The following is a 14,119-nucleotide window of genomic DNA, read 5'->3' as shown; positions in this document are numbered from 1 at the left end:
GCCGCCCGACCGAGGAGTACGCAGTCATGGCCGACGCCTACATCGTCGAAGCGGTCCGCACCCCCGTCGGCAGGCGCGGGGGAGGCCTCGCCCGGGTCCACCCCGCCGACCTGGGCGCCCACGTCCTCAACGCCCTGATGGAGCGCACCGGCGTCGACCCGGCCGCCGTCGAGGACGTCGTCTTCGGCTGCCTGGACACGGTGGGACCCCAGGCCGGGGACATCGCCCGCACCAGCTGGCTCGCCGCCGGGCTCCCCGAAGAGGTGCCCGGCGTGACCGTCGACCGGCAGTGCGGATCGTCCCAACAGGCCGTGCACTTCGCGGCCCAGGGCGTCCTGTCCGGCACCCAGGACCTCGTCGTCGCGGGCGGCACGCAGAACATGTCGATGATCCCCATCGCCTACGCGTCCCGGCAGGCCGCCGAACCGCTCGGCCTCACCGAAGGCCCCTACGCCGGCAGCGAGGGCTGGCGCGCCCGCTACGGCGACCTGCCGGTGAACCAGTTCCACGGCGCCCAGGCGATCGCCGAGAAGTGGGGGATATCCCGCCGCGACATGGAGGAGTTCGCGCTCCGCTCCCACCGGCGGGCGATCCGCGCCATCGACGAGGGCCGCTTCGTACGCGAACTGATCGCGTACGGCGACGTCACCACCGACGAGGGCCCGCGCCGCGACACCACCCCGGAGAAGATGGCGGCCCTGAAACCCGTCGTGGACGGCGGCACCATCACCGCCGCCTGCTCCTCCCAGGTCTCCGACGGCGCGGCAGCCATGCTGCTCGCGAGCGAACGGGCCCTGCGCGTCCACGGATTGACGCCCCGCGCTCGGATCCACCACCTCTCCGTGCGGGGCGAGGACCCCATCCGGATGCTGTCCGCGCCGATCCCCGCCACCGCGTACGCGCTCCAGAAGACCGGCATGAGCATCGACGACATCGACCTCGTGGAGATCAACGAAGCGTTCGCGCCGGTCGTCCTCGCCTGGCTCGGGGAGACCGGGGCCGACCCGGAGAAGGTCAACGTCAACGGCGGCGCGATCGCCCTCGGTCACCCCCTCGGCGCGACGGGGGCGAAGCTGATGACGACGCTCCTGCACGAACTGGAGCGCACGGGCGGCCGGTTCGGCCTCCAGACGATGTGCGAGGGCGGCGGACAGGCCAACGTGACGATCATCGAACGCCTCTGACCGCCCCGCCCGTCCCCGCCGGACCACTCGGGCCCGCACTCCCGGAAAAGTCCGCCGGGCCGCCGGGGCCGGCATCCCGCTCACCCCTTGTGGGAGTACCTGGGCCGACCGTGCTCCACAGCGGCCCCGACCCGGCTAGTCTCGACTCCTGTACGTCGATTGAGCGACCCCGGGAGGTAGCGCGATGACGCAGGGACGGCCCGGCGGAGCCGCCTGGACCCCGCTCTGGGAGCGCGACGCCGAAATCGCCACGGCGACCAAGGCCGTCGAGCGGCTCTGCGCGGACGCCGCGAGCGCGGGCGGCCTGCTCGTCTTCAGCGGAGAGGCCGGCATCGGCAAGACCGCGCTCCTCGCCGAGGTGCGGCGCATCGCGGAGGACCACGGTGCCACCGTCTGGACCGCGCGCGGCGGCGAGGCGGTCACCTCCGTCCCCTTCAACGTCGTGCGCCAGCTCCTCCAGCCCGTCCTGATCGCGATCTCCGACGAGGAGACCCGCGAATACCTCGGCGACTGGTACGACATCGCGGGCCCGGCCCTCGGCATCGTCCAGCCCGGCGGACGCCAGGTCGACCCTCAGGGCGTGTGCGACGGCCTCGTCGAAACGGTCGCATGCCTCGCGCAGCTGAAATGGCCGCTCGTCCTCGTCGTCGACGACGCGCACTGGGCCGACCAGGAGACCCTGCAGTGGCTGGTCGCCTTCGCCCGCCGCCTGGACGAGCTGCCCGTCCTCGTCGTCGTCGCACACCGCCCCGGCGACACCACCGTCCAGAGCCTGCGCCAGCTGGCCTCGGCCGGCGCGTCGGCCCGCTCGTTCAGCACCCTGCGCGCGCTCACCCCCGACGCCGCCGCGGGCCTGACCCGCGCCACCCTCGGCGAGCACGCCGACGAGCCCTTCTGCCGCGAGGTGTGGGCGGTCACCGGCGGCAATCCGTACGAGTCCGTCGAACTGCTCGCCAAGGTGCAGGACGCCGAACTGGAACCGGTGGAGAGCTCCGCGGACGCGCTGCGCGCCCTCAACCGCTCGGCCAAGGGCCACGGCCTCGTCGCCCGGCTCGAGGAGCTGGGCACCGACGCCACCCGCTTCGCCTGGGCGGTCGCCATCCTCGGCACCGCCACCCCCCTCGACATGGCCGCCGGCCTCGCCGCCATGCCCCGCGAGACCGCCGAACGCTGCACGGAACGGCTCTGCGCCGCACGCATCCTGCTCCGCGACGCGGACACCCTGGAGTTCGTCCACCCCCAGATCGCGAGCACCATCTACCGCTCGATCCCCGCCGCCACCCGCACCGCCCTGCACGGCGTGGCCGCCGAGGTGCTCACCCGGGAGGGCCGGAGCGCGGCGGCCGCCTCCCGGCACCTGCTGGAGGTCCACCCCGAGGACGACCCCAACATGGTCGAGCAGTTGCGCCGGGCCGCCGCCGAACACCTCGCGGTCGGCGCGCCCGAGGCGGCCCGCCGCTGCCTGGAGCGGGCCCTGCGGGAGCCGCCCCTGCCCGAGATCCACGCGCGCGTGCTCTACGAACTGGGCTGCGCCACCCTCCTCACCTCGCCCGTCACCACCATCGGGCACCTGCGCGACGCGCTCTCCATGCGCGGCCTCGACCAGGAGCTGCGCGTCGACGCGGTCTGCCGGCTCTCCCAGGCGCTCGTCCACAACGACCAGCTCGGAGAGGGCCTGCGGGCCATCGACGAGGAGGCGGAGCGGCTCGCCCAAGGGCCCTTGAAGCTGCGCCTGCAAGCCGTGCGCTACATGTGGGAGGGCATCCACGCCGGGGAGAAGGACTCACCGGGGCGCTCGCGGCGGCTGGCCGCACTCGCCGGACCCCTCACGGGCCGGGACAACTCCGAGCGGGCCCTGCTGATCCTGCGGGCCTTCGACGCCATGACCCGCGGCGAGAACGCCGAACTGGTCGTCGAGCTCTGCGACCGTGCCCTCGTCAACGGCCGCCTGGCACCGGGCCTCGGCTGGACCGACACGGAGTGGAGCTTCGAACTCCGGCTGATGCTCGGCGGTTCCTACGCCTTCGCGGACCGGCTCGACCGTGCGGAGAGCCTGTTCACCGAAGCCGTGTGCGTCTACGAGACGGCGGGCTGGAGCGGCGGGCACCTCGCCCTCGCCCATGCCTTCCTCGGCTACGTCCACCGCAGACGCGGCCGACTGGTCGACGCCGAGCGCTCCCTGCGGGAGAGCCTGCGCCTCGCGGACCGCGTCGGCGAGGGCCTGCCCATGCACTGGGAGGCGGCCAGCATGCTCATCGACACCCTGCTGGCGCGCGGCCACACCGAGGAGGCGGGCGCCGTCGCCGACCGCTACGGCTTCGCGCCGCCCTCCGCCTCCACGATCTACGTGCCCGACGCCATGTCCGTACGCGGCAGACTGCTGCTCGCCCGCGGACGCACGCGCGAGGGACTGGACGTCCTGGAAGCGACGGGGAAGGCGCTCACCGCGCGCGGACAGTACAACACCGTCCTCGCGCCCTGGGCCTACGACCTCGCCCGCGCTCTGGCCCACGACGACCCCGAGCGCGCCGGGCGCCTCGTCTCGGACGCCCGCACGCAGGCCGAGCGGTTCGGCACGGACACCGCGATCGGCGAGGCCCTGCGGTGCGCCGCCGCCCTGGAGAGCGGACCGCGCTCCATCGAGCTGCTCCGCAAGGCCGTCACCTACCTGGAGGCCTCACCCTGTGCCTACGAACACGCGGTCGCCCGCGTCGAGTACGGCATCGCGACCGGTTCCGCGCCCGAGCTGGAGCGGGGCCTGACCCTGGCCCGCAGCTGCGGGGCGGACGGCCTCACCGACCGAGCACTGGACCACCTGTCCCCGGCGCGACGCTGACGCCGAGCCTGACGCCGGGTCGCGTGGCGGTGAGGCCGGGCCGCGCGACCCTGACGCCGGGCCGCGCGGGGCCGAGGCCGAGCCACGCAGCGCGGTGAGGCCACGGGGCGTGGCCCGGGGCCTCACCGTTGACGCCGAGCCGCCCGGCGCCATGGCCCAGGCCCCACCCCCGCCACCTGGGCGGCCCACAGGCGGCCTCCAGCGCACGCTCAGGGGCACCAGGGGCGGACCAACCGGTCCCTCACCTCCGCCGCCTCCGTCATCACCCGCTCCACCAGTTCCGCGCACGACGGCAAGTCCTCGATCACGCCCGCCACCTGGCCGGAGGCCATCACGCCCAGGTCGGGGCGGCCGTCCACCATCGCCGCCTTCAGCATCATCGGCGTGTTCGCCGCGAGCAGGACCTGGCCCCACGTCAGCTCCTTGCCGTGCTTCATCGCGAGGCCGTCGCGCGCGAGGCGCGTCCAGCCGAGACCGGAGACCTTCCGGAACGCCGCGGCGTGCCGCACCGCCCGGGCCAGGGACGTGATCCGGCCCGACTTCTCCAGGGCGGCCACCAGCTCCGTGCGCAGCATCCGGTGCGGCAGGCCGTCCACGTGCGTGGTGACGGTGACGTCCTTGACGGTGGCCGCCAGATAGCGCGCCTTGACCGCGTCCGGCACCGTCGAGTCCGAGGTGAGCAGGAAGCGGGTGCCCATCGCCACCCCCGCCGCGCCATAGGCGAGCGCGGCGACCAGGCCCCGCCCGTCGTGGAACCCGCCCGCCGCGATCACCGGAATGTCCACCGCGTCGACGACCTGCGGCAGCAGAACCGTCGTGGCGACCTCACCCGTATGACCACCGCCCTCACCGCCCTGCACGAGTACCGCGTCCGCGCCCCACGCGGCGACCTTCTCGGCATGCCGGCGCGCGCCGACCGAGGGGATGACCACCACGCCCGCGTCCTTCAACTCGGCGATCAGCTCCCTGGACGGCGCGAGCGCGAAGGACGCGACCCGCACGCCCTCGTCCACGATGACCCGGACACGGTCGCGCGCGTCCCCCGCGTCCGCACGCAGATTCACCCCGAACGGCGCGTCCGTACGGGACTTGACCTCCCGCACGGCCGCACGCAGCCGCTCGACGGTCATGGTCGCCGAGGCCAGGATGCCGAGCGCCCCCGCACCGGCCACGGCCGACACCAGCCGGGGGCCCGCCACCCAGCCCATGCCGGTCTGCACGAGCGGATGCCGCACCCCGACCAGCTCGGTCAGTGCCGTCCTGAAGGCGGGCACGGGCGGCGTCACGCGCGCACCTCGCGCTCACGCAGGCCCCGAGGGTCCACCACCTCGCGGATCAACCGCAGTTCCTCGCCCGTCGGCTCCCGCGTGCACGGCACCTCGTCCGGTACGCAGAGCGCGAAACCGGTCGCCCCGCGCACCTGGTCCAGCGTGACGCCCGGATGCAGGGACACCAGACGCATCGAGTGATCGGGCGTGGCGAAGTCGAAGACACCGAGGTCGGAGACCACGCGCCGCAGTTCGTGGAAGCGCGTCGCGGCGGGACCGGCGGCGGCCGCGCTGTCGTACCCGACACCGCTGATCATGTCGACCTTCGCGACGAACACCCGCGCCGAATGCCGGGGGATCCAGTAACTCACCGGGTTGTTGACCGTGTTGCCCGGGGCGCCCCGCACGCCGAGGAGCTGTCGCCGGGGGCCCCGCCAGTCGCCGACGCAGGAGATGTTCTGGTTCCCGAAGCGGTCGATCTGGCTCGCGCCCATCATCACGTGCCGCTTGCCGCCCATCACCATCGTCAGATGCCGCCGGTAGGGCAGCCAGCCCTCCGTCACGCCCGAGGCGGCGCCCACCGCGGGCACGTCGCCGATGAGCAGCGCCTCGCCGTCCGTGAGCAGCAGCTCGGGCGAGAACGTTAGCTTGGCCAGGCGCGCGCCGACGGAGGGGATCGTGCCCATCGGGGACGCGAGGATCTCCCCGTCGCCCCGCCAGGCCTCGGCGCAGGCGATCACGCAGTACTCGGCGCGGGTGGCCGCCCGCCCGGCCGTCGGCGCACCGGTCGGCGTCCTCATCGCTGCTCCTCGTGCCAGGCCTCGACGGCCAGCCGATAGTCCTGTTCGGTGCCGGTGAGGAAGCGGGCGTGGAAGGCCGCCCAGGCCTCGGGGTCGGCGGCGGCGGTGGCGTACGCCTGCTGGAAGGGCTCGTCGCGGCCGTAGTCGGGCACGCACGACGTGAAGTGCGCGCCGTGTGGCGTCTCGGTCACGCCCGTCACCGCGTGCCGCGAGACGAGCATGGTCTGGGGAGCCGCGTGCGCGGTCAGCTCCGCGGAGTCGACGATCCGCTCGCACGAGACGTACGCGGTGTCGGAGGCCTCGCAGAACAAGTCGTCGAAGTAGGGGTCCGGGCCCAGATACTGGCCGTTGCCGAACCGGTCGGCGCGGTTCATGTGCACCAGCGCCGCGTCCATCCGCAGGGCGGGCACGGCGACCAGCTCCTCCCCGTCCTCGTACGGCGAAGTGACGGTGCGCAGGCCGGGGTTGACGCGCGGCACGTCGGAGCCGAGGCCCGCGCGGATCGGCAGGAACGGCAGCCGCTGGGCGCCCGCGGTGAGGCCCTGCATCAGCATCGCCTCGTCCCACTCGACCAGTTCGAGGGCGCCACGCTCGCGTGCCGCCCGGAAATGCGGTTCCAAGGGGATCGAGTCGAGCGTCGCGAAGGCCGTGATCAGCTTGCGGAGGCGGCCGGCGGCGGCGAGCAGGCCGACGTCCGGGCCGCCGTACGACACGACCGTGAGGTCCGTGACGTCGGACCGCAGTAGCGCGCGCACCAGCGCCATCGGCTTGCGGCGGGAGCCCCAGCCGCCGATGCCGAGCGTCATCCCGCTGCTCAGGCGCCCGACGATCTCCTCCGGCGTCATCGTCTTGGCCGTCCGTGCCGGGTGCGTCATGTCCCGTCCTCCCCGTGCGCACCGACGTCCCCGCGGATGCGGCCGGCCAGGCCGCTGAGGTTCGCCTCGAAGGTGAAGCCCTGCTCGAAGCGGTAGCTGCGGTGGACGTCGACCGGGTCGATGCCGTTGATCGCCGCCTTCGCGAGGCGCAGCAGCGTGCCGTCCTTGTGGGCGATCTCGTGCGCCAGCGCCAGGGCCGCCTCACGCAGTTCCGCACGCGGGACGACCCGCCAGACCGAGCCGTGGGCGTGCAGCTCGGCGGCCGTCACGGTGCGCGAGGTGTAGTACAGGGTGCGCATCAGGTGCTGGGGGACCAGGCGGGCCAGGTGCGTGGCCGCGCCGAGCGCGCCCCGGTCCAGCTCGGGCAGCCCGAAGGTGGCGTCCTCGCTCGCCACGATCGCGTCCGCGTTGCCCACGAGGCCTATGCCGCCGCCCAGGCAGAAGCCGTGCACGGCGGCGACGACCGGCACCTCGCACTCGTACACCGCGCGGAACGCGGCGTAGCACCCGCGGTTGGCGCCGAGCAGCGCGCTGTGGCCGCGGTCGCGCCGCATCTCCTTGATGTCCACGCCGGCGTTGAACCCCCGGCCCTCGGCGGTCAGCACCACGCAGCGCGTGGCGGGGTCGCGCCCGGCGGCGCGCACGGCGTCCGCCAGCTCGAACCACCCTTGCGCGGGCAGGGCGTTGACGGGCGGACGGTCGACGGTGACCACGGTCACGCCGTCGTCCGGGACGGAGGTGGAGACAGACATCAGAGGATCCGCTACCTTTCGACCACACGCCTTCAACCAAACATTTGTTAGTCAGGAAGGTAGCAGCGATGACTGACACCGGACAGGTCGTCGTCGTCACCGGCGGCACCCGTGGCGTCGGTGCCGGGATCGCCCGCGCCTTCCTCGCCGCCGGGGCGCGCGTCGTCGTCTGCGCCCGCCGGCCGCCCCGGGAGCCGGTCGAAGCGGCGGGCGCCACCGCCGAGTTCCGCCCGCTGGACCTGCGCGACGCCGAGGCGATCCCCGCGTTCTTCGACGCGGTGGCCGCCGACCACGGCGGGGTGGACACGCTCGTGAACAACGCGGGCGGGACGCCGTACGGCCTCCTCGCCGGTGCGGCCCCGGCCCGCCAGGCCAGGATCGTCGAACTGAACCTGCTCGCCCCGCTGTACGCCTCCGTCGCGGCCCACGAGGTGATGCGCGCCCAGGAGGGCGGCGGCAGCATCACGATGATCGGCAGCGTGAGCGGCACGCGGCCCTCGCCCGGCAGCGGGGCCTACGGCGCGGCGAAGGCGGGGCTGGAGAACCTCGCCCGGACCATGGCGGTCGAATGGGCCCCCGCCGTGCGCGTCAACACGGTCGTCCTCGGCCTCGCCCGGACCGAGCGCGCCCATCTGCACTACGGCGACGTGGAGGGCGTCGAACGGGTCGCCCGCACCGTCCCGCTGGGCCGTCTCGCGGATCCTGCCGACGTCGGCGACGCCTGCGTGTTCCTCGCCTCCGACCGCGCCCGGTACATCAGCGGCGCCGCGCTCCAGCTGCACGGCGGCGGTGAACGCCCGGCCTTCCTGGACGCCGCCTCCGTCAACCACTGAACCTCCCGAGGGAGTTGCCGCATGACCTCGCCCGCCACATCCGCCGCCGTGCCCGACCCCGCCTCGACTTCCCCCGCCCCGGCCGGGATCTGCGCGGGCCGCGTCGTGATCGTCACGGGCGCGGGGCGCGGGCTCGGCCGTGCGCACGCGCGCGCGTACGCGGCCGAGGGCGCACGGGTCGTCGTCAACGACCTCGGGGTGGGCCCGGAAGGCTCCGGGGGGTCCGGCGGGCCCGCGCTCGCCGTGGTCGAGGAGATCCGCGCCGCGGGCGGCGAGGCGGTCGCGCACGGCGGTGACGTCGCCACGACGGACGGCGCCGCCTCCCTGGTGCGGGCCGCCCTGGACACGTACGGCCGTCTCGACACCCTCGTCAACAACGCGGGCTTCCTGCGCGACCGGATGCTGGTCAACCTCGCCGAGGACGACTGGGACGCCGTGCTGCGGGTCCACCTCACGGGCCACTTCCTGCCCTTGAAGCACGCTGCGGCGTACTGGCGGGCCGAGGCGAAGGCCGGCCGGACGCCGCACGCCTGCGTGGTCAACACCAGCTCCGGGGCGGGCCTGCTGGGCAGCGTCGGACAGGGCAACTACAGCGCCGCCAAGGCCGGCGTCCTCGGCCTCACCATGGTCGCCGCCGCCGAACTCGCGGCCTACGGAGTGCGGGTGAACGCCATCGCCCCCGCCGCCCGGACCCGTATGACGGAGCGGACCTTCGCCGAGACCATGGCGGCCCCCGGGGACGGCGCCTTCGACGCGATGGCCCCGGAGAACGTCTCCCCGCTGGTCGTCTGGCTCGGCGCCACCGCCTCGGCGGGCGTGACCGGCCGCGTCTTCGAGGCGGAGGCCGGTCGCATCACCGTCATGGAGGGCTGGCGTCCCGGGCCCACCGCCGACAAGGGTGCCCGCTGGACCCCCGCGGAGGCGGGCGAGACGGCGCTCAGACTCCTCTCCGACGCGCAGCCGCCGCAACCGGTGTACGGGGCGCGGTGAGCCACCCGCGCCCGTCCCTGCCCACCGGAAGCCGGCCGCGAACAGCCGTCACCGGCGCGTGAGCCGAACGTCAGCGAAACGTGAGCGCTCCACGCCAAGGTAGGGGCACAGCGTCGTCACGGGGTCGGTTCCCCGGCAGCGGTGAGCGGTCCCGCTGGTCCGGGCGTCGAGCCGGCCGTCCGGACGGCGCACCCGGCACCCCACTCCTTGTATTGTCATGCCCATTTTGTTTGTGCGCCGTTCGTCGGCGGACGTCGAGAGGACCCTCATGCGGAGCCGAATACCCGGCACATCAGTACGGACGAGCCGGCGCGCGGGCGGACGGGCCGGACGTACCCGGCTCCAGATCGCGGTCGCCACCGGCGTGGCCGTCGCGGCCGGCCTCGCCGGGAGCGGCGGCGCCATCGCCGCCGACACCACCCCCGGCACCCCGCCGTCCGCCGCGTCCTCGCCGTCGGAAGGACCTCAGCGGCAGGTCGAGTACTTCCCCGGCCCCGACAGCCACCCGCGGCACGCCACCATCCCCGTCCCCGCCCCGCTCAACAGCAGGCAGCGCTCGGCCATCGCCCAGGACGGGAAGGTCGTCTCCCTGGTGCGGAACGGCCCCATCGGCACCAAGGCCGACGTGGTGTTCCTCGGCGACGGGTACACCAAGTCCCAGCAGGAGGACTTCCTCTCCGACGTGCGCAGGAAGTGGAAGGAGGTCTCCGCGGTCGAGCCGTACCGCACGTACAAGAAGCAGTTCAACGTCTGGGCGGTCCAGGCCCACTCCCCGGAGTCCGGTGTCGGCGGCGACCCCGACTACCACACGAGCAAGAGAACCGCTCTCGGCACGTCGTTCTACTGCGACAACGTCGAGCGCCTGCTGTGCGTCAACCCCGAGAAGGTCGAGGCGTACGCGAGCAAGGCCGCCGACGCCGACCTGGTGATCGTCCTCGCCAACTCCACCAAGTACGGCGGCGCGGGCTACAACGACATCGTCTCCCCCTCGGGCTACGACGGCATAGCCACCGCCTCCAGCGACAACCCCGACTCCTCCCAGATCGTCGTGCACGAGACCGGGCACTCCCTGGGCAAGCTGGCCGACGAGTACTGGTACGACGAGTACGACACCTACACCGGCGCCGAGCCGTGGGAGTCGAACATCAGCAAGCTCAAGGCGGCGCAGCTGACCGCGCAGAAGAAGAAGTGGTACCGCTGGATCGGCCGGACGTCCCCGGACGGCGGCACCGTCGGCGCGTACCGGGGCGGCGGCTACTACCCCCGTGGCATCTACCGGCCCACTCAGAACTCGATCATGCGGACCCTCGGCAGCGAGTTCAACCTGCCCGGCCGCGAGGCGATGATCGCCGGCTTCCACCGGCACGCGTCGGTCATCGGCGCCACCACCCGCACCGACCGGGAGGTGAGCCGCACGCAGCCCGTCACCGTCGAGGCGGGCAAGGGGATCCAGCTGCGCTGGTACGTCGACGGCCACGCGACCGACAAGGGCAAGGGCGAGAAGAGCATGACGCCGCGCGCCCTGGGCGTACCGGCCGACGGCCGCGCGCACACCGTCTCGGTGCGGGGCACCGACGCCACCGACGCGGTCCGCGACCCGGCGTTGCGCAAGCTCCTGACCAAGAAGCTCACCTGGCGCGTCGCGGGCTGACACCTCCCGGCCCTCACGCCTTCGCGTACACCACCCACACCTGGCCCTCGGCGAACGGCAGCGGCCTGCCGTCGGGGGTCGTGAACCGGGTGCCGTCCGCGGCCGACGGGCGCCGCCAGCGGGCCTCGTAGGAACGTCCGTCCCGCAGCACGCGTGCCGTCCCCTCGCCCACCGTCTGGGTGAACGGGGTGACGCTGCCCGCGCGGTCGTGGAAGGCGGAAGGGCGCACCTTCACGTACTGCACGACGACCGTGGCCGCGCGCAGCTCCTTGCCCCCGGAGGCGCGCGCCCGCTCGCCGTCCATCGTGACGCGCCAACGGCCCTCGTACTCGACCCAGTCGAAGGCGAAGCGCGCCGCGGGGAAGCGGACCGTCCGGTGCGTCTGCCGGGTGCCGCCCGCCGGGCGCGGCCCGAACCGGAACCCGGTGCTCTCCAGGGCGCCCGCGCGCGGGGCGGCCTTCAGCGCCTTCGGGCGTACGAAGAGGTTGTGCGGCGCGGCCCGCCCGCCGTCCCGGTAATAGGCGTCCCCAGGCGCCTTGCCGGGCGGCAGGGCCCGCACGGGCGCGCCGGCGATCAACGGCAGCAGCTTCGACTGCGCCCCCGAGAAGGCGAGCACGGGCCGGTCGAACTGCCGCAGCAGTTCGAGATCCGTCTCGCGCGCGCTGCGCACCGGGCCGATCACGGGCGGCAGGCGGGAGGCGTAGACCGCCATCAGCCGGCTCAGCCCCGCCTCCACCTGCTCGACGTAGACGATGTCCGCGGCGTCCAGACCGGTCTGCGGGCGCGCCGGACGGACGTTGTCGATCTTCACGGCGAGGACGGTGCCGCCGCCACCGGGGCCGCCCGCGGACGGCCCCGTCCCGTCGGGCCGCACCGTGCAGCCCGCCACCAGGGCGGCGAGCACCACCGCCCCGGCACCCACGCGCGTCCGTATCCGCCGTCTCATGGGTACGTCATACCCCGCGCGCACCGGATGCAGCCCGCGCAGGGCATACCCTGCGCGCTCACCCCAGGTCGAGGGCGTTGCGCAGCCCGAGCCGGTAGCGGACGCGGTCGTGGCGCTTGGCCGACTCGAGCGCCGGGGGGCGGAAGAGCGGCGTCACCGTGCACGGCGTGTGGTCGGAACCCACCCGCTCCAGCAGCGCGTTGACCGCCTGGCGGGCGGAGGCGTTGGCGCCCTCCATCGTGGCCAGGTCGATGTCCACGGACACGTAGTCGCCGCAGAGGAAGAGGTTGGGGATCCTCGTCGCGGCCGAGGGCCGGTTGTGCAGGGTGCCGACCGGGTGGATGAGGAGCTGGTCCTCGTTGGTGGGGTTCGGCGTGCCGAGGCCGTCGACGCCCGGGTCGAGGAACCACGAGTGCAGCTTGCCGTCGCTCAGGACCGTCCTGCCGGTGTCGTTCAGCGCGGCCTTGAGCTGCGCCCACACCTCCTTGGCGACCTCCTCGCGGGTGCACTGCTTGGCCGTCTTGCCGTACAGCACGCCCGGCTTGTCCCACTCGGAGATGTCCACCGACAGGCAGTCGACCGCGACCCCGTCGCCGTAGTCGGCGGGGAAGTCCCGCGCGGGCCAGTGGGCCGCCTGCGCGATACCGGTCAGTGACCAGGGGGAGTCGATGCAGTTGAAGTGGCCCTTCACGAGCGGCGGTCGCTCGGTCAGATAGAACTGGATGCCCGTCATCCAGTCGGTCTGCAGCTTGTCGCAGCGCGCCAACTGCGGGTCGGCCGCCTTCATCGCGGCGCTCCACGTCCTGCGCGCGTGTTCCACCGGCATGGCCTGCACATAGTGGTCGGCGGTGATGTCACGCCGTACGCCGTCGGGGTCCTCGATCACCGTCTTGGTGACGCGGCCGCCGCCGAACGCCAGCTCCCGCACGGTCCAGCCGATGCGGAACCGCACGCCGAGCGACTTCAGGTGCGTCACCCACGGGTCGATCCAGGCCTCGTTGGTGGGCGCGTTCAGGAGCCGGTCGGGCGGGCCGTCGGCGCCGCGGCCGAGCGCGTTGAGGACGAAGGCCTCGCCGAGGGTGCCCACCGTGCGGGTGCTCGCCTCCTCGGCCTTCGTCGCCACGATGTTGCGGGTGACACCGATCGCGAGGATCCGCTGATAGTCCTTCGACATCCTCTCGGCGCGCACGAAGTCCCACCAGGGCGTCGCCTCCCAGTGGTCGTCGCGGCGCTCGTCGCAGCTGGTGAGGTAGACCAGCGCGCGGTTCACGAAGTACGCGACCTCGTGGGCCGGCAGATGGAGCGCGGTGTCGAGCAGCGCGGTGAGCGCCCGCGCGATGTCGTCGAGGGTGAGCTTCTCGGGCTCGTGGCCGGGCCACGGGATCGGCATGCGGAGGTCCTCGCGGCCGGTGCGCGCGAACGCCATCTCGCGCGGTGCCACGAGGTTGTCCCACACGCCGTTGGCGTTGCCGGGGAAGGGGATGCGGCGCATCGTGTCGGGCAGGTTGTGGTAGATTCCCGGGATGAAGCGGAAGCCGTGCTCACCCGGCAGCGGCCTTCGGTTGCCCTTCGCGCTGTCGGGTACGTCCATGCTGCGGGCCTTGCCGCCGAGTGCCCTGCGTTCGTACACCGTGACGGCGAAGCCGCGTTCGGCCAGCTCGTGAGCGGCCGTCAGCCCGGCGACACCGCCACCGAGGACGGCCACGGACTGCTCCTGACGCGGCCCTTCCGGTGCGGCGGCCGCCGCGGGCAGCGCGCCCGCTCCCGCACCCAGCGCGGCCGCTCCGCCGACCGCCGCCGCCCCCGCGACGAACCCTCTTCGCGTGCTTCCCCCGGCACCACAGCGCCCCATGCCCGCCCCCCTTACCGTCGGTAACTGACGTGTCAGGCGCAGGAGCATAGGGGCGCGGCGGGGGAGGCGGAAGATGCCGGGATGTCGTGTCGAACATTGGCGCGATTAAGGTGCCGGGGCGCCGCCTATGGG

At 73.6% G+C, this 14,119-nt stretch carries 11 protein-coding genes; 5 read left to right on the top strand and 6 right to left on the bottom strand.

Annotated features, from left to right (window positions below):
* Positions 1-26 precede the first annotated feature (26 nt).
* Both ACZ516_RS09515 and ACZ516_RS09510 read left to right on the top strand, forming a co-directional pair.
* On the top strand, positions 27-1,184 hold the full coding sequence (locus ACZ516_RS09515) for an acetyl-CoA C-acetyltransferase (RefSeq protein ID WP_469009382.1): 1,158 nt from the start codon (positions 27-29) through the stop codon (positions 1,182-1,184).
* A gap of 184 nt (positions 1,185-1,368) precedes the next feature.
* Positions 1,369-4,020 (top strand): ATP-binding protein, encoded by a 2,652-nt coding sequence (locus ACZ516_RS09510; RefSeq protein ID WP_469009381.1) that lies wholly within the window; start codon positions 1,369-1,371, stop codon positions 4,018-4,020.
* Positions 4,021-4,229: 209 nt separating this feature from the next.
* Here ACZ516_RS09510 and ACZ516_RS09505 read toward each other — a convergent pair whose 3' ends face one another.
* Genes ACZ516_RS09505 through ACZ516_RS09490 form a run of 4 tightly spaced genes read right to left on the bottom strand, consistent with a single transcriptional unit; the run spans position 4,230 to position 7,715 of the window.
* Entirely contained in the window at positions 4,230-5,306 is a 1,077-nt protein-coding gene (locus ACZ516_RS09505; RefSeq protein WP_361082288.1) for an NAD(P)H-dependent flavin oxidoreductase, read from the bottom strand.
* Positions 5,303-6,088 carry a CoA-transferase subunit beta gene (locus ACZ516_RS09500; RefSeq protein WP_361082290.1) on the bottom strand — a complete coding sequence of 262 codons (786 nt, stop codon included), beginning with the start codon at positions 6,086-6,088 and terminating at the stop codon, positions 5,303-5,305. Before ACZ516_RS09500 ends, ACZ516_RS09505 begins: the two co-directional genes overlap by 4 nt.
* Positions 6,085-6,963, bottom strand: coding sequence for a CoA transferase subunit A (locus ACZ516_RS09495; RefSeq protein ID WP_361082292.1), 879 nt, complete (start codon positions 6,961-6,963; stop codon positions 6,085-6,087). The genes ACZ516_RS09500 and ACZ516_RS09495 overlap by 4 nt, the downstream gene beginning before the upstream one ends.
* The gene (locus tag ACZ516_RS09490; RefSeq protein WP_469009379.1) at positions 6,960-7,715 is read right to left on the bottom strand and encodes an enoyl-CoA hydratase family protein; all 756 of its coding nucleotides are present in this window, start codon (positions 7,713-7,715) and stop codon (positions 6,960-6,962) included. Before ACZ516_RS09490 ends, ACZ516_RS09495 begins: the two co-directional genes overlap by 4 nt.
* A gap of 68 nt (positions 7,716-7,783) precedes the next feature.
* Between ACZ516_RS09490 and ACZ516_RS09485 the strand changes: the two genes are divergently transcribed.
* The 3 genes from ACZ516_RS09485 to ACZ516_RS09475 all read left to right on the top strand — a co-directional run bounded on the left by ACZ516_RS09485 (position 7,784) and on the right by ACZ516_RS09475 (position 11,189).
* On the top strand, positions 7,784-8,548 hold the full coding sequence (locus ACZ516_RS09485) for an SDR family oxidoreductase (protein WP_469009378.1): 765 nt from the start codon (positions 7,784-7,786) through the stop codon (positions 8,546-8,548).
* Between the two features lie 21 nt (positions 8,549-8,569).
* Complete coding sequence (locus ACZ516_RS09480) at positions 8,570-9,538, top strand: SDR family oxidoreductase (protein WP_469009376.1); 969 nt, start codon at positions 8,570-8,572, stop codon at positions 9,536-9,538.
* A gap of 217 nt (positions 9,539-9,755) precedes the next feature.
* Positions 9,756-11,189 carry a M64 family metallopeptidase gene (locus ACZ516_RS09475; protein WP_361082300.1) on the top strand — a complete coding sequence of 478 codons (1,434 nt, stop codon included), beginning with the start codon at positions 9,756-9,758 and terminating at the stop codon, positions 11,187-11,189.
* Between the two features lie 13 nt (positions 11,190-11,202).
* On the opposite strand, the gene ACZ516_RS09470 is transcribed toward ACZ516_RS09475, so the two are convergent.
* Together ACZ516_RS09470 and ACZ516_RS09465 are read right to left on the bottom strand one after the other, a co-directional pair.
* The gene (locus ACZ516_RS09470) at positions 11,203-12,135 is read right to left on the bottom strand and encodes a DUF3048 domain-containing protein (RefSeq protein ID WP_361082302.1); all 933 of its coding nucleotides are present in this window, start codon (positions 12,133-12,135) and stop codon (positions 11,203-11,205) included.
* A 58-nt stretch (positions 12,136-12,193) separates the two neighbouring features.
* Positions 12,194-13,987 carry a hydroxysqualene dehydroxylase gene (locus ACZ516_RS09465; protein WP_469009373.1) on the bottom strand — a complete coding sequence of 598 codons (1,794 nt, stop codon included), beginning with the start codon at positions 13,985-13,987 and terminating at the stop codon, positions 12,194-12,196.
* Positions 13,988-14,119 lie beyond the last annotated feature (132 nt).

It is taken from the genome of Streptomyces sp. NPDC034037 (genome assembly GCF_055575715.1).
The sequence above is the reverse complement of the archived record's forward strand: the minus strand, read 5'-3'. Positions and strand labels throughout refer to the sequence as shown.

Excerpts from the sequence above, each read along its gene's own strand:
- ACZ516_RS09465 (WP_469009373.1), bottom strand. The coding sequence starts at position 13,987 with ATGGGGCGCTGTGGTGCCGGGGGAAGCACGCGAAGAGGGTTCGTCGCG.
- ACZ516_RS09475 (WP_361082300.1), top strand. The coding sequence starts at position 9,756 with ATGCCCATTTTGTTTGTGCGCCGTTCGTCGGCGGACGTCGAGAGGACC.
- ACZ516_RS09510 (WP_469009381.1), top strand. The coding sequence starts at position 1,369 with ATGACGCAGGGACGGCCCGGCGGAGCCGCCTGGACCCCGCTCTGGGAG.
- ACZ516_RS09495 (WP_361082292.1), bottom strand. The coding sequence starts at position 6,963 with ATGACGCACCCGGCACGGACGGCCAAGACGATGACGCCGGAGGAGATC.
- ACZ516_RS09490 (WP_469009379.1), bottom strand. The coding sequence starts at position 7,715 with ATGTCTGTCTCCACCTCCGTCCCGGACGACGGCGTGACCGTGGTCACC.
- ACZ516_RS09470 (WP_361082302.1), bottom strand. The coding sequence starts at position 12,135 with ATGAGACGGCGGATACGGACGCGCGTGGGTGCCGGGGCGGTGGTGCTC.
- ACZ516_RS09480 (WP_469009376.1), top strand. The coding sequence starts at position 8,570 with ATGACCTCGCCCGCCACATCCGCCGCCGTGCCCGACCCCGCCTCGACT.
- ACZ516_RS09485 (WP_469009378.1), top strand. The coding sequence starts at position 7,784 with ATGACTGACACCGGACAGGTCGTCGTCGTCACCGGCGGCACCCGTGGC.
- ACZ516_RS09500 (WP_361082290.1), bottom strand. The coding sequence starts at position 6,088 with ATGAGGACGCCGACCGGTGCGCCGACGGCCGGGCGGGCGGCCACCCGC.
- ACZ516_RS09515 (WP_469009382.1), top strand. The coding sequence starts at position 27 with ATGGCCGACGCCTACATCGTCGAAGCGGTCCGCACCCCCGTCGGCAGG.